The organism is Bombilactobacillus apium (assembly GCF_013385145.1).
GTDB classification, from domain to species: domain Bacteria; phylum Bacillota; class Bacilli; order Lactobacillales; family Lactobacillaceae; genus Bombilactobacillus; species Bombilactobacillus apium.
Map to the genome: position 1 here is coordinate 161,002 of NZ_JABZEC010000001.1, position 22,977 is coordinate 183,978.

At 41.1% G+C, this 22,977-nt stretch carries 22 protein-coding genes and 1 riboswitch; of the genes, 21 read left to right on the forward strand and 1 reads right to left on the reverse strand.

What is annotated here, in order from left to right; all coding sequences use genetic code 11:
* Positions 1-48 precede the first annotated feature (48 nt).
* The 20 genes from dnaE (at position 49) to HU830_RS00880 (ending at position 21,364) form a co-directional block, all read left to right on the forward strand.
* Positions 49-3,348: a DNA polymerase III subunit alpha gene (gene dnaE, locus HU830_RS00785; protein ID WP_176941916.1), complete on the forward strand. Its 3,300-nt coding sequence runs from the start codon at positions 49-51 to the stop codon at positions 3,346-3,348.
* A gap of 101 nt (positions 3,349-3,449) precedes the next feature.
* Positions 3,450-4,409, forward strand: a complete 960-nt coding sequence (gene pfkA, locus HU830_RS00790; RefSeq protein WP_176941917.1) for a 6-phosphofructokinase — start codon at positions 3,450-3,452, stop codon at positions 4,407-4,409.
* 59 nt (positions 4,410-4,468) lie between these two features.
* Positions 4,469-6,238, forward strand: coding sequence for a pyruvate kinase (gene pyk / locus HU830_RS00795; RefSeq protein WP_176941918.1), 1,770 nt, complete (start codon positions 4,469-4,471; stop codon positions 6,236-6,238).
* A 95-nt stretch (positions 6,239-6,333) separates the two neighbouring features.
* Entirely contained in the window at positions 6,334-6,795 is a 462-nt protein-coding gene (locus HU830_RS00800; RefSeq protein ID WP_176941919.1) for a DUF441 domain-containing protein, read from the forward strand.
* 13 nt (positions 6,796-6,808) lie between these two features.
* Positions 6,809-7,678: a S1-like domain-containing RNA-binding protein gene (locus tag HU830_RS00805; protein WP_176941920.1), complete on the forward strand. Its 870-nt coding sequence runs from the start codon at positions 6,809-6,811 to the stop codon at positions 7,676-7,678.
* Positions 7,679-7,694: 16 nt separating this feature from the next.
* Entirely contained in the window at positions 7,695-8,063 is a 369-nt protein-coding gene (locus HU830_RS00810; protein ID WP_176941921.1) for an N-acetyltransferase, read from the forward strand.
* Positions 8,063-8,803: a segregation and condensation protein A gene (locus HU830_RS00815; RefSeq protein WP_176941922.1), complete on the forward strand. Its 741-nt coding sequence runs from the start codon at positions 8,063-8,065 to the stop codon at positions 8,801-8,803. Before HU830_RS00810 ends, HU830_RS00815 begins: the two co-directional genes overlap by 1 nt.
* Positions 8,782-9,330, forward strand: a complete 549-nt coding sequence (scpB, locus tag HU830_RS00820; RefSeq protein WP_176941923.1) for an SMC-Scp complex subunit ScpB — start codon at positions 8,782-8,784, stop codon at positions 9,328-9,330. The genes HU830_RS00815 and scpB overlap by 22 nt, the downstream gene beginning before the upstream one ends.
* Positions 9,331-9,332: 2 nt before the next feature.
* Positions 9,333-10,058, forward strand: coding sequence for a pseudouridine synthase (locus HU830_RS00825; RefSeq protein ID WP_176941924.1), 726 nt, complete (start codon positions 9,333-9,335; stop codon positions 10,056-10,058).
* Positions 10,058-10,179: riboswitch (FMN riboswitch) on the forward strand. Its footprint overlaps the gene before it by 1 nt.
* 80 nt (positions 10,180-10,259) lie before the next feature.
* Positions 10,260-10,799: an ECF transporter S component gene (locus tag HU830_RS00830; RefSeq protein ID WP_176941925.1), complete on the forward strand. Its 540-nt coding sequence runs from the start codon at positions 10,260-10,262 to the stop codon at positions 10,797-10,799.
* Positions 10,800-10,881: 82 nt separating this feature from the next.
* Positions 10,882-11,598, forward strand: coding sequence for a LysM peptidoglycan-binding domain-containing protein (locus HU830_RS00835; protein WP_176941926.1), 717 nt, complete (start codon positions 10,882-10,884; stop codon positions 11,596-11,598).
* 60 nt (positions 11,599-11,658) lie between these two features.
* Entirely contained in the window at positions 11,659-12,324 is a 666-nt protein-coding gene (gene cmk, locus HU830_RS00840) for a (d)CMP kinase (protein WP_176941927.1), read from the forward strand.
* A 71-nt stretch (positions 12,325-12,395) separates the two neighbouring features.
* Positions 12,396-13,589 (forward strand): 30S ribosomal protein S1, encoded by a 1,194-nt coding sequence (rpsA, locus tag HU830_RS00845; protein ID WP_176941928.1) that lies wholly within the window; start codon positions 12,396-12,398, stop codon positions 13,587-13,589.
* A 73-nt stretch (positions 13,590-13,662) separates the two neighbouring features.
* Positions 13,663-14,979, forward strand: a complete 1,317-nt coding sequence (gene der / locus HU830_RS00850; protein ID WP_176941929.1) for a ribosome biogenesis GTPase Der — start codon at positions 13,663-13,665, stop codon at positions 14,977-14,979.
* A gap of 144 nt (positions 14,980-15,123) precedes the next feature.
* Positions 15,124-15,399, forward strand: coding sequence for an HU family DNA-binding protein (locus HU830_RS00855; RefSeq protein WP_176941930.1), 276 nt, complete (start codon positions 15,124-15,126; stop codon positions 15,397-15,399).
* 123 nt (positions 15,400-15,522) lie between these two features.
* Positions 15,523-16,800, forward strand: coding sequence for a tetratricopeptide repeat protein (locus tag HU830_RS00860; RefSeq protein ID WP_176941931.1), 1,278 nt, complete (start codon positions 15,523-15,525; stop codon positions 16,798-16,800).
* On the forward strand, positions 16,790-17,980 hold the full coding sequence (locus HU830_RS00865) for a CCA tRNA nucleotidyltransferase (protein ID WP_176941932.1): 1,191 nt from the start codon (positions 16,790-16,792) through the stop codon (positions 17,978-17,980). The genes HU830_RS00860 and HU830_RS00865 overlap by 11 nt, the downstream gene beginning before the upstream one ends.
* A 9-nt stretch (positions 17,981-17,989) precedes the next feature.
* Complete coding sequence (locus tag HU830_RS00870; RefSeq protein ID WP_176941933.1) at positions 17,990-19,873, forward strand: ABC-F family ATP-binding cassette domain-containing protein; 1,884 nt, start codon at positions 17,990-17,992, stop codon at positions 19,871-19,873.
* A 5-nt stretch (positions 19,874-19,878) separates the two neighbouring features.
* Positions 19,879-20,838, forward strand: a complete 960-nt coding sequence (locus HU830_RS00875) for a thymidylate synthase (protein ID WP_176941934.1) — start codon at positions 19,879-19,881, stop codon at positions 20,836-20,838.
* A gap of 10 nt (positions 20,839-20,848) precedes the next feature.
* Positions 20,849-21,364, forward strand: coding sequence for a dihydrofolate reductase (locus HU830_RS00880; protein WP_176941935.1), 516 nt, complete (start codon positions 20,849-20,851; stop codon positions 21,362-21,364).
* Here the strand turns inward: HU830_RS00880 and trhA are convergent.
* Entirely contained in the window at positions 21,332-21,994 is a 663-nt protein-coding gene (gene trhA, locus HU830_RS00885; protein ID WP_324196225.1) for a PAQR family membrane homeostasis protein TrhA, read from the reverse strand. The genes HU830_RS00880 and trhA overlap by 33 nt on opposite strands.
* Positions 21,995-22,116: 122 nt before the next feature.
* Between trhA and HU830_RS00890 the strand changes: the two genes are divergently transcribed.
* Positions 22,117-22,962 (forward strand): DegV family protein, encoded by an 846-nt coding sequence (locus HU830_RS00890; protein WP_176941936.1) that lies wholly within the window; start codon positions 22,117-22,119, stop codon positions 22,960-22,962.
* The last annotated feature ends 15 nt before the right edge of the window (positions 22,963-22,977 follow it).

Sequence of the window (22,977 nt, forward strand, 5' to 3'; positions counted from 1 at the left end):
AAATTATTCTGAGTTTTGTTGTAAAATATGAGACACGAGGAGGTAGATATGGCCACACAATTACAAGTTATCAGCAGTTATACTTTACTCCAGAGTACAATCAGCTTACCCAACTTGTGTCAACAAGCACGAGAGCAAGGCTATCAGGCCTTAGCATTAACTGATATTAATGTTACTTATGGCTTAGTTGATTTTTACCGCTTGGCGAAAAAATATCATCTACAGCCGATTTTAGGTTTGACCTTGGAAGTGGCAGGATTAATTAATCCTGCCCAACAATATCCCTTGTTGCTGCTGGCACGTAATGATCGAGGTTATCATAATTTATTACAGCTATCGACGTTAGTTATGACTTCCTCCGAGTCTTTGGAAATTAGTGATTATCCCCAATTTCTCAAAGACTTGATCGTGATTGCTCCTGATCAAGGTGAATTGCAGACTTGTCTAAAAATGACTCCTGAAATTGTCCAAAAATGGGTGCAACAATTTCAAAATTTACCGGGAGATGATCTTTATCTTGGAGTTAGTATCCGCGATCATCATCAAGTTCAAGCCCAAACGATTGCGCAATTGGCTAAGCTTCATGACTTGCCAGTTGTTGCTTTGGGCGACGTTCAGTATTTAACCCCCAAAGCGGCTTTTGCGACCGAAGTTTTACGGCAAATTGGTGCAGGGGGAAAAATTGAAAGTTACCAAGCTCGCGGCGACCATTACTTACAGTCCTTAGCTGAGTTTACTGAAACTTTTCAAGCAGCTGGACTTGAAGAAGCCTTAGAAAATACGGATCGGATTGCGGCTCAGTGTCAAGTGGAAATTAATTTTCAAAGGACCCAACTTCCCAAGTACCCAACTCCCGAAGAATTCAATGCGCAGACTTATTTACAACACTTAGCTAGAAGAGGCTTAACGCAGCGTTTTTCTCAACAAGTTCCGGGAGTGTATCAAGAACGCCTAGAACATGAATTAAAAATTATCGCGCAGATGGGTTATGATGATTACTTTTTAATCGTCTGGGATGCTGTTCGTCAAGCCCATCATCTAAAAATTTTAACAGGCCCAGGGCGAGGATCGGCAGCGGGTTCCTTAGTTAGTTATGCTTTAGGAATTACTCAGGTTGATCCCTTAAAATATGATTTACTCTTTGAACGCTTTTTAAACCCTGAACGAGTTGATATGCCCGATATTGATCTAGATATTCCGGATGATCGTCGTGATGAATTAGTCCGTTATTTGCATCAGAAATACGGCGCCCACCATATGGCCCAAATTATTACTTTTGGAACTTTTGGTGCCAAACAGGCTTTACGGGATGTCGGACGGGTTTTAGCTTGTAGTTCTAGTGAATTGGGACGCTGGTCCAAAGCTATTCCCGCACAATTAGGAATTAGCTTAAAAGAGGCTTACCAAAATTCGCCGGCTTTGCAAAATTTGTATCGTGCTTCCCGGCGAAATCAATTGCTCTTCCAAACAGCCTTGCAATTAGAAAATTTGCCGCGTCATTTTTCAACGCATGCTGCGGGTGTGGTTTTGGGACAACAAAACTTGGAAGAAACGGTGGCTTTGCAAAAGGGAAGTAGCGAGCAGGTCTATTTAACGCAGCAACCTAAGGGTAATATCGAGGCCTTAGGTTTATTGAAAATTGATTTTTTAGGACTAAAGAACCTGACGATCTTAAATACGACTTTACATTTGGTTGATCCCCAAAAGCCAGCCCAAGAGCAATTGAACCAAATTCCCTTGGATGACGCGGCTACTCTAAAATTATTTCAAGTTGGCGATACTGAAGGGATTTTCCAATTTGAATCGGCAGGAATTCGTTCAGTTCTTCGTCGGATGCAGCCGACCAGTTTTCTGGATATTGTGGCAGCTAATGCTTTGTATCGACCAGGGCCAATGGAAAATATTGGCCATTATATTCAAAGAAAACATCAACAAGAAGCCATTAGTTATCCGGATCCTTCCTTAGAACCAATCTTGCAGCCAACTTATGGAATCTTGGTCTATCAAGAACAGGTAATGCAAGTAGTTTCCCAAATGGCTGGATTTAGCTTGGCAGCCGCAGATTTATTACGGCGAGCAGTTTCCAAAAAAGATCGGACAATCATGGAGCAACAAAAGGCGACCTTTATTCAACAAGCGGTGGCTCGGGGCCATCGAAAAGAAAATGCTCAACAAGTGTTTCGTTATATTGAACAATTTGCTAATTATGGTTTTAATAAATCACACGCTGTAGCTTACAGTCAGTTAGCCTATGATTTAGCCTATTTGAAGGTTCACTTTCCCCGCGCTTTTTTTGTCGCGCTCTTAAATGCTAACGCTAATAATGACGCCAAAGTAGTTAAGTATTTTCAGGCTCTAAAGTTACGCCAAATCAAAATTTTACGTCCCGATCTTAACCGAAGTGATCCCTATTTTCGGATTGAGAAGGCTAATCTGCGGACTGGTTTTTTCTTTATTAAAGGCTTGCGCCGAGATTTAGTGAAAAATATTTTAGAAATGAGGCAACAAGGCTCCTTTTCTGACTTGGCGAACTTCTTGCGACGCCTAGAAACAAGATTTTTAAAGAAGGATTTTTTGCTGCCCTTAATTTATAGTGGGGCCTTAGACGGATTTAATAAAAATCGCCATCAGCTGACAGTTGATTTAGAAGGGCTGATTGAAAGCCTTAGTTTGGCCGGTCAAAGTGTGGCTTTATTTGATGTTTTGGCTCCAAAATCACAAAAGGTTCCTGATTATAGCGCAACTGAGAGGCTAGAGCAAGAACAGAAATATTTGGGGGCTTATGTTTCGGGACATCCTGTAGACTATTATTACAAAAGAATTTTTCAACCTCAGTTCCAAAGGGCTCTCTCCTTGAAATTAGGAGATGTGGGGACGATTTTATACTTTGTAAAAAAGATTAAAGTCATTCGGACAAAAAATGGTTCGCAAATGGCTTTTATCGAAGGGGGAGATGAGCTTGGCGACTATAATTTGACAATCTTTCCCAGTTTGTATCAAAGGGTCCAACTAGAAGAACAGCAAGTCTATGTTATTCAAGTCAAGGTTTCTTTAAATCAAAGGCAGCAACCAGAATTAGTAGCCGAAAAATTAGTAGCTGCCCAACAGGTTTTACAAGAACAGCCCCAACATCGCTTATTTATCCGAATTATGAAACAAAATTCACAGATTTTGCAGCAATTATTGGCTTTAACTTTGAAATTTTCGGGCCCAATTCCCGTCGTAGTTTATTTCGCTGATAGTGATGAAAAATTTTTACTAAAAAAACAAAATTGGGTCCAAGATAATTCACAGTTTCGGATCCAATTACAGCAGTTGGTGGGAACAGATAATTTTGTTTATAATTAGATCTGCTTTTCATGAATTGTTCCTGATTTTTCAGTAAATTAATGTTATATTCTATAGTGTAGTATTTTTCCAGAAGCTAACAAAAGTATTGAGGTGTAGTCATGAAGAAAATTGGTATTATGACCAGTGGTGGAGATGCCCCTGGAATGAATGCAGCGGTTCGGTCTGTGGCTCGGCGGGCAATGTCGCTTGGAATTGAAGTTTGTGGAATTAATTACGGTTATGCAGGCTTAGTTGCAGGTGATATTTTTCCAATGAATCGTTCCGATGTCGGGGGAATCATCAACCGTGGCGGTACCAAATTGTATTCTGCTCGGTATCCAGAGTTTGCCCAAGAAAGTGGTCAATTAAAGGGAATTGAGCAGTTGAAAAAGTTTGGCATTGAAGCTTTGGTCGTAGTTGGTGGAGACGGTTCCTATCATGGAGCTTTACGGTTAACTGAGCATGGTTATAATGCCATCGGTTTGCCGGGAACGATTGATAATGATATTCCTTATACCGACTTTACAATTGGTTTCGACACTGCTGTGAACACGGTCGTAGAATCAATTGATAAGATTCGAGATACAGCTGCTAGTCACGAACGAATTTTTGTGATTGAAGTTATGGGTCGCGGAGCTGGGGATATTGCCTTATGGGCTGGAGTTGCTAGTGGTGCTGATGAAATTGTGGTTCCGGAACGTGAATTTAAGGTGGAAGACATTGCTCAAGATATCCGTAATTTACGGTCACGGGGCAAGAAGCACACAATTATTGTCTTGGCCGAAGGAGTCATGCATGCCGACGAATTCATGCAAAAATTAAAGCAATACGGTGATTTTGATGCCCGAAGCACAGTTTTAGGACATGTTCAACGGGGAGGTTCACCCACTGCCCGGGATCGAGTTTTAGCTAGCAAGATGGGAGCTTATGCTGTCGACTTATTGAATGAGGGTAAAGGTGGAATTGCGATTGGAATTGAAGACAATCAGCTAACTTACCACAATATTTTAGACCTCTTTGATAGCAAGCATAAACCAGATTTAAGTTTATATGATATAAACAAGTCTTTAGCTAAGTAGTTGTTTCTGTTATACTGTTGGAGTTGTGTTTTCAATTTATTCCTTAAGGAGAGACATTAATGAAAAGAACCAAGATTGTTAGTACCTTAGGACCTGCTAGTAACGATATTGATACAATTGTTAAATTGATCAATGCCGGAGCTAATGTTTTTCGCTTTAACTTTTCACACGGAGATCATGAAGAACATCTTTCACGGATGAACATGGTTCGGGAAGCTGAAAAGATTACTGGAAAAACAGTCGGAATTGTTTTAGACACCAAAGGAGCTGAAATTCGGACCACTGATCAAGAAGGTGGTAAATTTGAGGCTCATACAGGTGAGACAATTCGGGTTTCCATGGACGCTAGCTTAACGGGTAATCCCCAAAAGATCGCGGTTACTTATCCAGGCTTGTATGACGATACCCATGTTGGTGGTCATGTCTTAATCGATGATGGTCTAGTAGATTTAAAAATCGTTGAAAAAGATGAAGCTCACAAGGAATTAGTAACGGAAGTTCAAAACGACGGTCTAATTGGTTCCAAGAAGGGTGTCAATGCTCCGGGCGTTGAAATTAAATTGCCAGGTATTACAGAAAAAGATGCCGAAGATATTAATTTCGGTTTGGATCACGAAATCAACTTTATTTCCGCTAGTTTTGTACGGAAAGCCCAAGATGTTTTAGATATTCGGGAATTATTAGAAGCTAAGCATATGGATCATGTGCAAATCTTCCCAAAGATTGAATCTCAAGAAGGTATTGACAATATTGATGATATCTTGAAGGTTTCTGATGGTTTAATGGTTGCCCGGGGCGATATGGGGGTTGAAATTCCGTTTGAAAACGTACCTTTCGCCCAAAAAGAATTAATCAAAAAGTGTAATGCTTTAGGTAAACCAGTTATCACTGCTACCCAAATGTTAGATTCCATGCAAGAAAATCCTCGTCCAACTCGTGCAGAAGTAACTGACGTTGCTAATGCTGTTTTAGACGGTACAGATGCAACCATGTTATCTGGTGAAAGTGCGAATGGTGATTATCCAGTTGAAGCTGTTTCAGCAATGAGCCGAATTAACTTGCGGACTCAAGCTCAATTAGATGATTCCAACACTTTGGCTTTGCAACGGTTTGAAGCTTATAAGGGTTCTAACGCAACTGAATCAATTGGTGAATCTGTTGTGCGGACAGCCCAGGAATTAGGAATTCATACCATTGTAACAGCAACCAAGTCTGGTTATACTGCACGCATGATTTCTAAGTATCGTCCAAGTGCTGATATCTTGGCAATAACTTTTGATGAACGGACCCAACGTGGTTTGACCATTAACTGGGGTGTTACACCAATCATCGCTGATCGTCCACAAAGCACCGATGCAATGTTTGATTTAGCAACCCAAAAGGCTCAAGAATTAGGTTTGGCTAAAGAAGGCGACTTGATCTTAATCGTTGCTGGAGTTCCAGTTGGTGAAAGTGGAACTACTAACTTGATGAAGATTCAATTGATCGGTTCCAAACTCGTTAAGGGTCAAGGAATTGGTGATGAAACCTTAGTTGGTAAGGCAGTTATTGCTCACAGTGCGCAAGAAGCAGCTGAAAAAATCAATGACAAAGATATCCTAGTTGTTGAAAATACCGATAAAGATTATTTGCCAGCAATTGAAAAGGCTAGTGCCTTGGTTGTCGAAAATGGTGGTTTAACTTCTCACGCTGCAGTAGTTGGAATTGCAATGGGAATTCCGGTTATTGTTGGCGCAGAAACTGCTACTTCCGTCATTAAAGATGGTGAAGTGATTACGGTTGATTCTCGTCGTGGTAATGTTTACCGGGGAGCTTCCAACTCACTATAAAACAGTAAATGATCAGAGTTTTTCTAAGGTCGAGGTCTCCTCGACCTTTTTTATATGGTAAGATGGTGGTTAACAAAAAAGGGAGATTAAAATCCATGGAAAGTTGGCTATTTCTGCTGATTATTTTACTAGTGGCAACTTTTAGTAAGAACCGTTCACTGCAAATTGCTGCCGTAGTAACTTTAATTTTAAAATTAATCCCGCAAACGGATAAATTAATGCAGCTTGTTCAAAGTAAAGGAATTAACTGGGGAGTAACTGTAATTTCACTGGCAATTTTGATGCCAATTGCCTTGGGGCAAATTGGATTTCAAGATCTGCTCAACGCTTTTAAGTCTCCTGCCGGTTATGTTGCCGTCGGTTGTGGAATTTTAGTCGCAATTTTATCGGCCAAAGGTGTTGGCCTATTGACATCATCACCGGAGATGACGGTGGCTTTAGTTTTGGGAACCATTATCGGAGTGGTTTGTTTTCGAGGAATTGCCGCTGGTCCGGTGATTGCTTCGGGAATGACCTACTGTATTGTCACATTATTAGCATCATGGGGAATTAAATAACGAAGGTGGATTTATGAATTTACACGAACTGCTAGGAACGATTCAAACAGGAACAATTATTGATCAAAATACGCAAAATTATGCGGTTTCAATCTCTGGCTGGACTTTTCAAGTTTCTAAGAAAGAAGTTACCCCTGGTCAAACCGAAATCCGCGGCTTTGTCTATCAAAATTCACATCAGCAACTAGTGCTAACCTCTAAAATTCCAGAAATCGGAATCGGTCGTTACGGCTTGGGGGAAGTAGTTGCTGTGCAGCCTAAATTAGGAGTCTTTTTAAATATTGGCTTACCCGATAAGGACTTGGTGGTTTCCTTAGATGATTTACCAGAATTAAAGTCTCTCTGGCCCCAAAAGGGTGATCATCTTTTAGTTACTTTGAGCGTTGATAAAAAAGATCGACTCTGGGGAAAATTGGCTGATGCTCATGTGATTCAACAACTAAGTCGCCCCGTGGACAAAAAGTTACAAAATAAAAATTTGCAAGCTTTAGTTTATCGCCTGAAATTAAATGGAACTTATGTCTTAACTAATGATTATCATTTAGGTTTTATCCATCCTAGTGAACGAGAAAGAGAACCGCGCTTAGGAGAATTGGTTCAAGGACGAGTAATTGGGATGAGCTTTGATCATCTGAATTTATCACTCAAGCCGCGAGCTTATGAAGAAATTAGTGATGATGCCGCAATGATCCTCGAAGTTTTAAAGCGCCAACCGCAACATCAATTAGCTTTTAATGATAAAAGCGATCCTCAGGCTATTAAGCGTTACTTTGGAATCAGTAAGAGTAGTTTTAAGCGAGCCTTGGGAAATCTGTTAAAACGGCAGCTAATTAGTCAAAATAAAGCGGGAATTCAGTTGACGGAAACTGCCAGCAAATCTTAAAACTAGTGGAGTGATAATGATGCTAGTCAGATATAATCAAAATTATCAAAAAATCACGATGGGTTTCCTATCTTATTTACCGGAGTTAAAAGACTGGGAACATCTACAGATGGAATTGAACTTGTATACGCACGATGATTATCATCAGTTGTTTTTATATAAAAAACAAAGTGATAATTTTTTAGGAATTGTAGCGGTAGAGTTACAGGATAAATTGGTGATGGTCCGCTATTTCTCGCTAAATCCTGCTTATCGCAAAGAAAGTGAATTATTTGAAATTTTAGATGAATTGCAAGCCTATTATCCCCAATCGAAGTTAATGGGGACGATTTCTCTAACACCTCTAATTCAAAGTTGGCTCCATCGAGCGAAGGAGGAGCAGTAATGGCACCTCTGGAACTGGTTCTGGCTGATTTTCAAGGACCGCTCGATTTGTTATTGCATTTAATTCGGCAGTCCAAAATTAAAATTTACGATATTCCAATTGCCCAAGTGACCCAGCAATATCTGGATTATTTACAGCAAATGCAATCTTTACAACTTGATATTGCAGGGGACTATCTGGTAATGGCGACGACCTTGATGCGGATCAAAAGTCAGATGCTGTTGCCCCAGGCGCCAGTCCTTGATGAATTAGCTGCTGAGGATGAGGGGGGCGATCCCCGCAGTGACTTGGTCGCCCAATTACTAACTTATCAGACCTTTCAAAATATTACCCAAACTTTACAAGACTACGAAAAAAAGCGGCAGTTGTTGCATGCTAAGGCGGTCACTACAGTAGCTAATCCCGACCGGATTCCCCTGCGACCGGGAGTCAAAGTAGCTCGTGATTTGGCTTTGAGTTTTCGACAACTTCAAGCTAGACAGCAGCCGGTGGATTTAGTTTTTCCAGGAACGATAGAGACCATGTCGCTAGAAGCTGCTACTGGAATCATTTTAGAAAAATTGGCCCAGCATCCAGTGACTACTTTTGGGCAATTATTACAAAAGTCAGCTTCTAGTGAGGAAGTAGTGACGAAGTTTATGGCCTTATTGGAACTAACTCATAATAGTGTAATTCAAATCCAACAATCAGATTATCAAGCAGATATTGAGGTGAAATTGTGGCAATCGAAACAACCTTAATGGCTTTACTCTATGCTGCAGGTGAACAAGGAATTGAACTAGCTAAGGTTGCGGCAGTTTTGCAGGTTGATACTGCGGCGATTCGCGAGCAGTTACAATACTTACAAGATCGCTTGAGTGATCCCCGGTCACCTTGGACCTTACAGCAATATGGAGACAGCTATAAGTTATTGACCAAAGCTTCGTTGCATAAAGTAATTGAAGAGTATTTGCAACTCCAACAAGCAGCGACTTTGAGTCCAGCAGCCACGGAAGTCTTGGCAATTATTGCCTATCGCCAGCCAATTACGCGGATTGAAATTGATGCAATCCGCGGGGTGAAAAATAGTAGTGGGACTATTCAGGCTCTCTTAGCGCGGCAATTAATCAAAGCCAACGGGCATAAGAAAGCTCCCGGTCGTCCCTTAGTCTATGTAACAACAGAGTTTTTTTTAGATTACTTTGGTTTGCAGTCACTAATGAATCTGCCCGACTGGCAGGAATTCGCCTCAGTTACAGATCCAACGACGGAATTCGAAGAGGAGTAAGAATGGAAAATAGTAAACAAAGATTACAAAAGTTAATTGCTAATGCTGGAGTGACCTCTCGGCGCAAGGCAGAAGATTTAATTACCGCCGGTAGAGTTCGGGTCAATGGAAAAGTCATCCGTGAATTGGGCTCTAAATTTACACCGCATGATTTAATTGAGGTGGACGGCTTGCCTATCGAACGCGATCCCAAAATTTATATTTTATTTTACAAGCCTCGGGGAGTAATCACCGCCGTTAGTGATGATAAGAAACGTCCGGTTGTGACCGACTACTTTAAAGATATTATTAATGCGCGAATTTATCCGGTTGGACGATTAGATTATGATACTTCAGGTTTGTTAATTTTAACTAATGATGGTGATTTAACTAACCGTTTATTACATCCTAGTCATCAAGTCGATAAAGTTTATGTAGCCAAATTACAAGGATTAGTGGAGTCAAAGGCGCTTGAGAAGTTGCGTCATGGGGTAGTCGTGCATCATAAGAAGACAGCTCCAGCTAAAACTGAGATCTTAACTCGAGACCCCAAGCGGCAAATTTCTATTGTGAGAATTACGATTCATGAAGGAATGAACCATCAAGTTAAAGAGATGTTTCACACAGTTGGTTATGATGTGTTAAAATTAAAACGTGAGCAGGTCAGTTTCTTGAATTTAGCCGGTCTAACTTCTGGTGAATGGCGTTTTCTCAACCAAAAAGAAATTATCACACTTAAAAAATTATAAATCGTTTTCGAGGTAGGGTGTAATTCCCAACCGGCGGTTAAAGCCCGCAACCCACTTTTTGGTGGCTGATTTGGTGAAAATCCAAAGCCGATGGTCAGAGTCCAGATGAAAGAAAACGTACTAATCTTTACAAACTTTCAATTTCTTTAGTATTTGTGAGATTATACTTTGCCTCGCGACGGTTTGTTGGAGGCTTTTTTGATGAAATTTTTGAAAGTAGCATCGAACCGAATTGTCGGTGGGGCAGTTTTAGCTGCTTTGGCAACTTTGGTAATGCTAGTTGCGGTGCCACTATTACCCGGTTTTACTTTTTTAAAATTGGATCTCAGTGACATTGTAGTTTTGTTGGCTTTCTTTGCCTATGGGCCTGCAGTGGGAGTTCTAGTGGCTTTTTGTAAAGTCTTATTAGCTTGGTTATTGACAGGTTTAAGTTTGGGCGGACTAGTTGGTAATTTTGCCGCCTTAATATCGACTTTGTCCTTTTGTGGTCCTATTTATTGGCTTTGGAATAAGGATCGCTGGCATGGACAGGCCTTAGTGACGGGAATTATTAGTTTAACTATCATGATGGCCCTAGCTAATTATTACTTTTTACTTCCCGTTTATATGCAAGTCATGGGCTGGCAAATTAATATGAGTTTAAGCCATTATTTAATGTGGGGCGTTGTTCCCTTTAATCTGATCAAGGGGGCCATCAATTCAAGTTTATTTTTGATATTGTGGCAGCGAATTAAGGCTTAAATATGAACTTCCGAAGTGATTTTACTGAAATTTTGACGAACAACTGGTAAAATACTTATAGTTATATTTAGGGGTGAATTGTATGGATGATAAAGATTCTAAACTTTGGGAATCTAAATTTGATGGTAGTGCCGACGACCTCGACGACGATCAAGTGTCTGAGTCAGGTGAGTCTTTATCAAGGATTGATCGTACCAAGCGCCATAATAACAAGCTCTTGGTAGGTGGTTTAGTTGCCTTCTTATTGGTGGCCATGTTTGTACCGGTAGTTTGGTCGACCTTGATTTCTGGTCATGAAAAGTCGGCTATTAGTAACTCTGAGCGAGTTTCGGTGAGTTCCAAGCCAAAAAAGGTTGTGACCCATAAAAAAGCCAAGTCTGAAAAGAAGACTGCAGCTAAGAAAACGCAAAAGTCAAAAGAAGACCAGTCAAATTCTAAGAGTGGACCTGAAGTCGGAGATTCACAAAAAGATAATTCGACAACAACTGATACCGATGCGAATAATCAAGCTCCAGCGGCTAATAGTCAGAATAATGGAACCGAAGTCGGAAGTTCACAGAAAGATAATTCAGCAGCGGCTGATACTGATGCGAATAGTCAAGCTCCAGCAGCTAATAACCAAAATAACAATTCCACGACAACAGCTAATAATTCACCAGCAGCTAGCAATATCTACACCGTTCAACCGAAGGACAATGCTTATCGGATTGCGGTTAATCATGGAATGAGTCTGGATGATTTTTACCGTTTAAATGGTCGGGTTGCTTTACATCCGGGAATGACGGTCAAAGTGAAATAAGTTTGGAATAAGAAATAAAGAAAACAGGCGCGGGCCTGTTTTTTAGTTGGAGGAAGAAATATGCAAATTGCGATTGATGGTCCTGCTTCGTCAGGAAAGAGTACCATCGCCAAAATTATCGCCCAACAATTAGGTTATCTCTATATCGATACTGGGGCTATGTACCGTGCTGTAACTTTGATGGCGCAACAAGCAGGAGTTGCTTACGGAGCAGAAGCTGAAATTGTCCAACAAATGGGCCAACAAACAATTAGTTTTCAACTGATTGCGGGCCAGCAGCATACTTTTTTAGGCCCGCAAGACGTGACCGAACTAATTCGAACGCCTTTGGTAGCTAATAATGTTTCCGAGGTTTCCGCTCTGGCAAAAGTCCGGCAATTACTGGTCAAACAGCAACAAGATTTGGCAGCAACCCAAAATGTAGTTATGGATGGTCGCGATATTGGAACTGTTGTTTTACCACAAGCGCCAGTTAAAATTTTTATGACAGCCAGTGTTTCAGAAAGAGCTCAACGACGTTACCGGGAAAATCTAACTCGAAATATTACAACCAGTTTGGAAACTTTGAAGATGGAAATTGCGGCCCGAGATTATAAAGATTCTCATCGGAAAATATCACCGTTAAAAGCGGCTTCGGACGCTGTTCATGTTGATACGACAGGGCTTACAATTGAACAAGTTGTTCAGAAAATATTAGAAATCATTCATGCAAAACTAAAAATATAAATAATAGCACTGGTAATTTGGCAGTTTTTCTATTAATATAGACTGCGAATGATGGCGAGGAGGATCTTAAAATGGCTGAAGATAATAACAGCATAAATCCCATGGAGCAAGCACTTGATAATTTTAATCAAGTTCAAGTTGGTGATGTCGTAGAAGCTGAGGTGCTTTCGATCGATGATCATCAATTAGTTGTCGGTATTGACAACTCCGGTGTTGAAGGAGTTGTTCCGGCTCGAGAATTGAGCGGAAGTTCTAAAACCGATATCCATGAGCTAGCCAAGGTGGGGGATAAATTAGAATTGCTCGTTATGCGGCGTTCTAATAATGATAAAGAAGATGGCAGTTTTATTTTATCACAAAGAAGAATTGCCAATCGCAAGAAATATGAAAAAATGGCTCAGTTACAGGCTGAAGATGCTACGGTAACCGGTCAAGTTACGGGGACTGTCAAGAGTGGTTTATTAGTTGACATTGATGGCTTACGTGGTTTCGTACCAGCTTCAATGATTTCCGATCACTTTGTTCGTGACTTGAAACGTTTTGTGGGTCAAGAATTGGAATTAAAGATTATTGAAGTAGAAGCTGCTAATAACCGTTTTGTTCTGTCACACAAGGAAATTGCGGCAGCTCAAAAAGCTGAACAAGAAGCAAAAGTTTTTGCAGAACTTTTACCAGGGGATGTCTTAGAAGCCCAAGTTTCCCGGTTAACTAATTTTGGGGCCTTTATTGATTTGGGCGGTGTCGATGGTTTGGTTCACATTTCCCAAATTTCTCATCAACATATTGCTAAGCCTTCCGATGTTTTGGAACCAGGTCAAACTGTGAAAGTTAAAGTTTTGGACTTGGATCCCGAACGGGGACGAATTTCCTTATCAATTAAGGCTACTCAACCAGGACCATGGGAAGACGCTGCAGCTAAGATCGCTCCTGGCGACGAGGTTGATGGCGTAGTTCGGCGTTTGACAGACTTTGGAGCATTCATAGAAGTTCTTCCTGGAGTTGAAGGTTTATTGCATGTTTCCCAAATCTCTTGGGATCGGATTAATAAACCAGCTGATGTTCTGGAAGTGGGTCAAGAATTACATTTGAAAGTTTTGAACTTAGATGTTGATCAAAAGCGCCTAGGTCTTTCTTTGAAAGCCTTGATCCCAGATCCGCATGCTAAAGAAGAAACTAAAGAACCAGAAGATGATCACTATACCTTGCCCGAAGAAGAACGTGGTTTTTCCTTAGGTGATATGGTTGATGCTGATCAATTTAAGTAAGATTATTATTAATACTAGGGGCTGGCACTTTAGAGGTGCCAGTTTTTTATCTTTATAAAGTAGGTGTGGATCCATGGTTTTACCAACAGTGGCCCTTGTCGGCCGTCCTAATGTCGGGAAATCGACGCTTTTTAATCGTATCGCTGAAGAAAGAATCTCAATTGTTGAAGATACACCGGGCGTAACTCGCGATCGAATTTATACCCACGCTGAGTGGCTGGGGAAGCAATTTAATCTGATTGATACCGGTGGAATTACGCTGGAAGAGCATGATTTGAATCAAGAGATTCGCAGCCAAGCAGAAATCGCGATTGAAGAAGCTGATGTGATTGTCTTGGTTGTCGATGCCCGTGTCGGAGTAACCGCTGCGGATGAAGTTGTTGCTCAAATCTTGTTTTCGGCTCATAAACCGATCGTGGTAGCGGTCAATAAGGCTGATAACTTAGAACAAAGGCAAGATATTTATGAATTTTACGCCCTAGGCTTAGGCGATCCTTATCCGGTTTCTGGAGTTCATGGAACTGGAATGGGGGATCTATTGGATCAGGTAATTCAAAGCTTTCCACGGGAGACTTTAATTGCTGAAGATGATTCGCTCAAGTTTAGTTTTATTGGTCGTCCCAATGTCGGAAAATCGTCCCTAGTCAACGCCATTTTAGGTGAGCAGCGGGTCATTGTTTCAAACCAAGAGGGAACGACTCGCGATTCAATCGATACGAAGTTTATCGATCAAGATGATGGCCAAGTGTATACCATGATTGATACCGCAGGGATTCGCAAGCGCGGTAAAGTCTATGAAAACACAGAAAAGTATTCTGTGATGCGGGCTTTAAAGGCAGTCGATCGCTGTGACGTTGTGGTTTTGGTCTTGGATGGTGCTCAAGGGCTCCGAGAGCAAGATAAAAGAGTGGCTGGCTACGCGCATGAGGCCGGTCGGGGAGTAATCATTGCTGTTAATAAATGGGATGCCGTTGAATATAAAGATCACAAGACAATGCAAGAATTTACGGATTATTTGCGGCAAGAATTGCAGTATTTAAGTTATGCGCCAATTATCTTCGTTTCGGCCCTTAAGAAACAGCGTCTCCGTCAAATCGTCGAATTAGTTCGGGCAATTAATGAAAATCAGAATCGGCGGATCCAGTCGGCTCTCTTAAATGAAATGTTACTCAAGGCAACGGCAATTGCACCAGCACCAACAGTGAAGCATAAACGTCTGCGAGTTTATTATGTAACTCAAGTAGCGGTGCAACCACCAACTTTTGTGGTTTTTGTTAATGATCCGGAGATTTTCCATTTTTCCTATGAACGATTCCTCACTAATCAACTAAGAGAAATGTTTGATTTTACGGGAACACCAATTCGTTTAATCGCGCGCCAGAGAAAATAAAATTGCGGAAAACGGGGAAAAACAGCAGTTATTTCTTGATACTAAGGTCATCTTATGATAATTTGTAACATGACGATGGTTGCGAGAAGTTATCATGGTTAATTACAGCAATATTTAAGTTATTGCTGGCGGAGGTGAATGCAAATGGCAAATAAGGCTGAATTAATTCAAAATGTTGCTGAAAAGGCTGAGCTATCTAAAAAAGATGCGACTAAAGCAGTGGACGCAGTTATTGAATCAATCAAAGAAACCTTGGTAAAGGGCGAAAAAGTCCAATTAATTGGTTTTGGTAATTTTGAAGTTCGACACCGTGCAGCACGCAAGGGTCGCAATCCTCAAACTAATGCCGAAATTACAATTCCGGAAAGCAATGTTCCAGCTTTCAAACCTGGTAAGACATTGAAGGATGCCGTTAAATAATTTAAATCGCTTTATTAATAAAAGATAGAAACAACGACTGGGTTGTTTCTATTTTTTTGTCTTTGGGAGACTGTTCTGTCTCCTTCAATTATGATAAGGTAAACATTTGAAAGGAAGGTTAACATGGCTTTTGTAGATCAAATGTTAGCACAATTAAATACTGGTGAGCTTGCTAATAGTGTCCAGTTATTAGAAAAGGCCCTCCAGTTCGATGACCCGGAAGAATTGTTTGCGGGAGCTGAACAGCTGGGTCAGGCTGGTTTCAGTCAGCAAGCTGCCCAAATTTATCAACACCTTTTGGATCAATACCCTCAAGAAGATATTTTAAAAGTTAATCTAGCGGAAATAAAAATTTCCAATGATCAAGTTGACGCAGCAACCGACTTATTGGCCCAGGTGTCACCAGATTCCCCGGCCTATTTGAACGCTCTCCTAGTGGGAGCTGATTTGTATCAGACCTTAGGCTTGTATGAAGTTAGTGAGCAGAAATTGCAGCAGGCGATTCATTTAGCTCCAAAAGAATCCGTGATTCAATTTGCTTTAGCGGAATTATACTTTAACGAAAATAAATTTGCAGCTGCCCTAACCTTTTATGAAAAATTACAATCCCAAGGTGAAAAAGAAATCTCAGGAATTGTTATTTCTCAACGTTTAGCTGCTGTTTACGCTGGACTAGGCCAGTATGAAGAAGCCGTCCAGGCTTATCAACAGACTCCCTTGGCTTTTTTAAATGCTGATAACCTATATAATTACGCTAGTCTAGCAAATAAATTAGAGCGAAATTCTTTGACCAAAAAAGTCTTGGAACAATTATTTCAACTTAGTCCCGATTATGCGCCGGGGTATTTATTGGCGGCTAAGTTGGCCTTCAAGCAAGACCAACCAGACAAAGCCTTGCGCTTCGCGCAAACTGGCTTAAGTTATGATCCCTTCCAAGTTAAACTCTATAAAGTTGGTTCTCAGGCTGCCCAGAAGTTGGCAGAGCCTGAAACAGCGGTTCAGTTATTGCAAATGGGAATTAAGCAAGTCAGTGAGAATACAGCTTTAGTCTTGAGTCTCAGTAGCTTGTATTTAAAACTGGGACAAGATCAAACGAACTTAGATCTCTTAGCTCAATTTGAAAAACAGCTTCAAGATGAACCGCAGGCAATTTGGAATCGAGGTCGCTCAGAATTACACTTAGACCAAATTACCGCGGCGCAAACTGACTTATTGGCTGTTTACCAAGCCTATCAAGCTGATCCTGTTTATTTACATGATTTGATTACCGTTTTACAGCAGGGTACTCAAGATAAGCTCCCAGCCCTCAAGGCGGCTTTAGATAAGTATTTAAAATTGGTTCCTGATGATTACGAAATGGATGCCTTAGCCCAAGAATTGCGAGGCCTAGATGAAGATTAAGACTCTACCTCAACCCTTGCAGGATGCTTTACCGGTTTTACAAACTTTAAATCAGGCAGGATTTCAAGCTTACTATGTTGGTGGCTGCGTCCGTGACACCATTTTGCAACGACCAATTCATGATGTTGATTTAGCAACCAGCGCTTATCCGGCGGAAATTAAAAGCTTGTTTGCTCAGACAATTGATACCGGAATTCAACATGGAACTGTAACCGTGGTTTTAAATCACGAAAATTATGAGGTTACAACTTTTCGGACAGAATCCGGTTATCAGGACTATCGAAGGCCAGATCATGTCGAATTCGTGCGATCTTTAGATATGGATCTGCAGCGGCGTGATTTTACGATCAATGCTTTAGCCTTGGATGCGACAGGAGAAGTTCACGACTTATTTGGCGGCTTGGAAGACTTACGGCGAGGTCAAATCAGGGCTGTGGGGCAAGCCGAAGCTCGTTTTCATGAAGATGCCTTACGAATGATGCGTGCGGTTCGTTTTCAAGCGCAATTTGGTTTTCCGATTGCGGAGCAGACTTTGGCTGGAATCACGCAAAATGCAGCTTTATTAACGAAGATTGCTGTAGAACGAATTCATGTCGAGTTTATTAAGTTAATGTTGGCACCTTATCGTAAATTGGGTTTAGACTCTTTTCAAGCTACGGGCTTGGCTAGTTATTGTCCGCAGTTTAAAGGACACGATTGTCGTTGCCTAGCTGGGCAAAGTTCACAACCTTTAACTAGTGAAGCAGTAGTCTGGACTTTAATCGGCTATTTATGGCAATTGCCGCCGACTCAATTGCGATCTTTGTTACGGGCTTGGAAAACGACTAATGAAACTCAAAAGCGGGTTACAAGAGCAGTAACTTTGTTACAATTAAATACATGGCGAGACTGGGATTTGTATCAAGCGGGAACAAAGAGTAGTCAACTAGCGCAAGAGGTTTTATTAGTGACTGGCAAGAGTAACTGGGCGCAAGAGTTACAAGAAAGACAAGAACATTTGCCGATTTACTGTAGCCAGGATCTAGCTCTTGGTGGTCAAGCAATTATGGAAATTTTGCATTTAGCACCGGGGCCAGAGGTGGGACGTCTTTTGGAAGAACTCCAGCAAGCAGTTGTAGCTCGAAAGATACCAAATCAAGTCATTGCTTTGACCCAGTTCTTACAGCAAAAAAGAAATTGAGTGATTAAGATGAAAACATTAAGTGTGGAAAATTTGAGTCAAACAATGGGCGATAAAACTCTCTTTGATCAGATTAGTTTTAAAATTCAAACCCCCGATCGAATTGGGTTGATTGGTCTCAATGGGACCGGCAAGACGACTTTATTAAATTGTCTGGTTGATGAACACTATTATCAAACCAAAACTATTACGCACCCTAGAGATTACCAAATTAGTTATTTACAGCAAAATCCCCAGTTAGATCAGAGTCTTTCGGTTTTGGAAGCGGTTGTGCAAGGGAAAGAAGCTCTATATGCGACCGTCCGTCAGTATGAACAAACTTTGAAAGCTTACGGGCAAAATCCAGAGGATTCCCGAATTGCGGACCACTTTTTTAAATTGCAGTCCCAAATGGATCAAGTTGATGGCTGGGAATTGCAGTCCCAAGTAGAAACCATTTTGACTAAGCTAGGGATTGTTGATTTTCAACAACAGCTAGCCCAACTTTCTGGGGGCCAGCAGCGATTAGTTGCTTTAGCCCAGGTCTTATTAGCTCCAGCCGATTTGTTGATTTTAGATGAGCCAACCAATCACTTGGATGAAGCAGCGATTAAGTGGTTAGCGACTTTTTTGAATAATTATGCTGGCGCGATTATTTTTGTAACCCATGATCGTTATTTCTTAAATCAAGTTGCCAACCGGATTTGGGAAATTGATCATCAGAAATTGCAAGAATACCAAGGTAATTATGAAGCTTATGTAGATCAAAAGGCGCAAAATGAAGCGACTCTCGCGGCGACCCAGCAACATCAACGGAATTTATACCGGCAAGAATTGAAATGGATGCAAGCCGGAGTTCAGGCTCGAGGAACAAAGCAGAATGCGCGCGTGGATCGTTTTCATGAATTGAGTCAACAAGTTCAGCAAGCCGCTGCTGATGATCAACGCGAATTGACCATTGATATTAAACAACAAAGATTAGGTAAAGATGTTTTTCGTTTAGAAGAGGCGGGGCTTGAAATTGGTGGTAAGGATCTTTTAATCGATTTTTCTTTACAAATTAACGCCGGCGAACATATCGGGGTTATCGGAGGCAATGGCGTCGGTAAGAGTAGTTTTTTGAATGTCCTAGCCCAACGGCAAGCTTTAAGTCAAGGAAAATTGACGGTTGGCCAGACCGTGAGAATTGGTTATTACACCCAGCATGTTGAAGGGATGGCTCCGGATCAAAGAGTGATTAATTATCTAGAAGCTGTGGGCCAAAATGTGGAAAATAGTTCTGGCTATCGCCTTTCAGCTTCGCAACTACTGGAACAGTTTTTGTTTTCTTCTCGCCAACAGGGGGCCTTTATCCGAGATTTATCAGGAGGACAACAGAGGCGCTTATATTTATTGGCGATTTTGATTCAGCAACCAAATGTTTTGTTACTGGATGAACCGACAAACAACCTCGATATTCAAACCATGACCATCTTGGAAGACTATTTGAATAATTTTCGCGGTTGTGTCGTTGCGGTTTCTCATGATCGCTACTTTCTCGATAAAATTACCAGTAATCTTTTGGTTTTCCAAGGTCACGGGCAGGTTAAGCGTTATTGGGGTTCTTATTCGGAATATTTAGAAATCGCACACCAAGAGAAAGCTAAAATTGCTAAAGCAGATAAGACCAGCAAAAGTTCCCCAGCAACGACAGCATCTAAGCCGAAGAAATTAACTTATCAAGAACAGTTAGAGTTAAAAGAGTTAGAGCCAAAGATTGAACATTTAGAAGAAGAACAGGAACAATTAAAGCAGCGGATGGCGACAGAAGGTCAGGATTATCAAAAATTAATTGCTGATCAAAAAGAATTAGAGGCTTTAGAACAAACTTTGGACCAAGTTTCTGAACGCTGGTTAGAATTATCGGAGAGGTGAGCTTGATGTCGACAAAAAATGAATTACAGTATTTGCAAATGTTACGCACAGTCTTAGAAGAAGGGCACTACAAGAATGATCGTACCCAAACAGGAACTTACAGTCTATTTGGGTATCAATTGCGTTTTGATCTCCAGGATTCTTTTCCTCTATTAACGACTAAGAAGGTTCCTTTAGGATTAATCAAGACCGAATTACTCTGGTTTTTGCGGGGAGATAGCAATATCAGATATTTACTCGAACATAAGAATCATATCTGGGATGAATGGGCCTTTGAACGTTTTGTGAATAGTAGTGACTATCAAGGTCCTGATATGCAGGATTTCGGTCACCGACATTTGGTGGATCCAGACTTTAATCAGGAATATCAAAGTCAAAAAAAGCAATTTTGTGAGCGAATCTTGGCGGATGTTGCTTTTGCCCAAAAATATGGCGAATTGGGAAATGTTTACGGCAAACAGTGGCGTCATTGGCGCAGAGCTGATGGACAAGAGATTGATCAAATTGCCCAGTTAGTGCAGCAGATTAAGACGACACCGGATTCACGGCGCTTAATTTTAACTGCTTGGAATCCGGCAGAAGTAGCCCAGATGGCCTTACCACCATGTCATACCTTATGTCAATTTTATGTTCGCGAGGGTCATTTATCTTGTCAGTTATATCAACGGAGTGCCGATATGTTTTTAGGGGTCCCCTTTAATATTGCCAGTTACGCTTTATTAACTCATCTCTTGGCGAAGGTGACTGGCTTAGAGGTTGGTGAGTTTGTCCATACTTTCGGTGATGCTCATATCTACCAAAATCATCGGACCCAAGTTGAAGAACAATTGAGTCGGACGCCGACGGCGGGACCACAATTAATTTTGGATCCAGCTTTGACCTCATTAGAAGACTTAAGGCCGCAAGATATTCAAATTCAAGATTATCATCCCCAAGGAGCAATCAAAGCTCCGGTAGCGGTTTAGGAGGAAGGAAATGTTAGCTTTCATTTGGGCAGAAGACCAGAATCATTTAATCGGCCAAGCAGGTCATTTACCTTGGCGTTTGCCTGCTGATTTACACTATTTGAAACAAACGACCTTGGAAAGTACGATTGTGATGGGACGTAAGACTTTTCTTAGTTTTCCCCAAGGGGCTTTACCTCATCGCCGAAATATTGTCTTGACGCGACAAAAGCGGCCTTGGCCACAAACTGAATTGGCTTCCAGTAAAGAGGCGGTAGAAGAACTAATTCAAAATGATCCCCGTGTTTTTATTTTTGGTGGTCGCAGTGTTTTTCAAGCTTTTTTACCAGAAGTCGAGTATTTATATGTTACTAAGATTGCCCATACTTTTACGGGGGATGTGCACATGGTGCCGATTGACTACGACCAATTTGACTTAATTAAACGCCAAAAAGGGATTGTCAATGCAGACAATCCCTGGGAACATGAATTTTTACTTTATCGGCGCCGGAACTTAGAGATAGAAGTAGACTGCAAAAAACATTAAGCCGGTCCCGAGCATCACAAAGAGATGCCAGATAACGTGGATATATTTAATTCCGCGCATGATATAGAGTAAAGCGCCTGCGGTAAAGGCCACGCCACCCCAAAATAAAAGGGCAATCCCGGTATCACCGAGGGCTTGATGTAAGGGTTTCATCGCCACTACGACCATCCAGCCCATAATCACATATAGGCTAGTATCAATAACCGGATGATGGCCGACGTTAAAAATCTTATAAATAATCCCTCCAATGGTGATTGCCCAAATTGTTCCCAAAAGCCACCAATTTAGGGGTTGAGGAATTCCTAAGACGCAAAAGGGAGTATATGTTCCGGCAATTAATAAAAAAATCGAGCTATGGTCAAGAATTTGGAAGACGTGTTGGGCCCGGGTGAAATAAAGACTGTGGTAAAGGGTCGAACAAAGATAGAGAAAAAAAAGAGTAAAGCTGTAAATTAAGTAAGAACTTAATTCGCTGGCCTGTAAAGATCCATGAGTACAAGCCTTGATAATTAAAAGTACCGCCCCGATGACGGCGAGAACAACGCCAATTCCATGGGTCACGGCACTGAAAATTTCGTTTGTTAAACGATAGATTTTGGAAACTTGACGGGGACTTTCAAGTAGTTTCACGGTGTAAGATCTCCTTATTATTCCTTAATTGTTAAAGTTTAGACGATAGTTTATACTGAGAACCAGTAGTCAATAACTTAAATTATATATTAAATAGCCTAAAGGATAAAGGTAGGAATGACATGACAACTGTTAAGATTGTAACGGATTCTTCAATTCAATTAACCGCTGCGCAAATGCAAGCATATTCTATTCACGAAATACCCTTGAATGTAGAAGTTGGAGGGCAACAATATGTTGATGGAGAAACAATTACCCGTTCAGAATTTGTCCAAAAAATGGCGGAATCAGACCAGTTACCCAAATCTAGCCAACCAGCAATTGGCCGTTTTGTGGAGGTTTTTGACGAATTGGGTCAGGATGGTAGTGAAGTCTTGGCGATTACGATGACCAAGGGCTTGAGTGGTACCGTGACCTCTGCTCAACAGGCTGCCCAGCTTAGTTCAACCAAGGTGACGGTAATTGATAGTGACTTTACCGATAGTGGTTTAAGCTTCCAAGTTTTGAAAGCTGCTGAAATGGCGCAAGCCGGGGCTTCAATTGCTGAGATTTTACCAGAATTAACTAAAATTCGAGAGACAACCAAAGTTTACGTGGCGATGCCAACTTTAGAGAACATTGTCAAAGGAGGTCGTTTAGGTAAACTAGCTGCGAGTTTAACGACCTTTTTAAAAATTAGTATTGTTGTTGAATTACGAGATGGCAAATTAAGAATTGCCAAAAAGGGTCGGGGGATTAAGACTATCCAAAACTTTGCCCAAGCGAAAGTTCAAGAATTAATCGAGCACGGAGATCGTTTAGGTGGAGTTTCTTTTTCCTATGTCAATGATGATTATCTGCCCCAAAAGTTTACGCAACAGATTAAAGAACGTTGGCCCCAAGTTCCAATTGTGACGGAAGTTACGAGTCCTGTAATTTCCACCCATGCTGGTTTGGGTGCTTTTGCGATCATTTATTATTACAAGTAAAGTTTTTGTGTAATT